The 381-nt window shown below is 66.7% G+C and carries 1 protein-coding gene; it reads right to left on the bottom strand.

The window, feature by feature from the left end; genetic code table 11:
* Positions 1–57: 57 nt before the first annotated feature.
* On the bottom strand, positions 58–381 hold a 324-nt coding region (locus tag GVJ63_RS22140), incomplete at its 5' end, for a hypothetical protein (protein WP_159227382.1).

Below are 381 nucleotides of genomic sequence, written 5' to 3'. Positions count from 1 at the left end.
GGGTCGCAAGGTTGTTGGTGAGTGGAACTCATCGGATGTCCTCCCTCTTTCAATCGGTCAACACACAAATGCCCCGAGTTCGGGGCGCATACCCAGCAGGGCCTGCAGCCGCGACGCGTCGCCTACGGTGCAGGATGCAGGATCCACATGGCGCAGGCGTGACAGTGCCTGCGCTTCCACACGGTGCTTGCCGCCCGCGCGCGCGACTTCCGCGGCCTGGCGGAAACAGGCCGGGGCGTCACGGGCGGTGCGCGTGTCCTGCAGCAGGTACTCGGCCTTCTGCAACCACAGCTCGGCAGTGTATATGCCCTCCGAGAGCTCGTGTGTGAGTTCCAGGCAGTGCGACACGCGGTCGACGGCGTCGGACCAGCGGCCCTGGCG

The sequence above is a fragment of the Pantoea sp. 18059 genome (genome assembly GCF_902706165.1).
GTDB classification, from domain to species: Bacteria; Pseudomonadota; Gammaproteobacteria; order Enterobacterales; family Enterobacteriaceae; genus Pantoea; species Pantoea agglomerans.
This window is presented reverse-complemented; position numbering and strand designations above follow the sequence as displayed.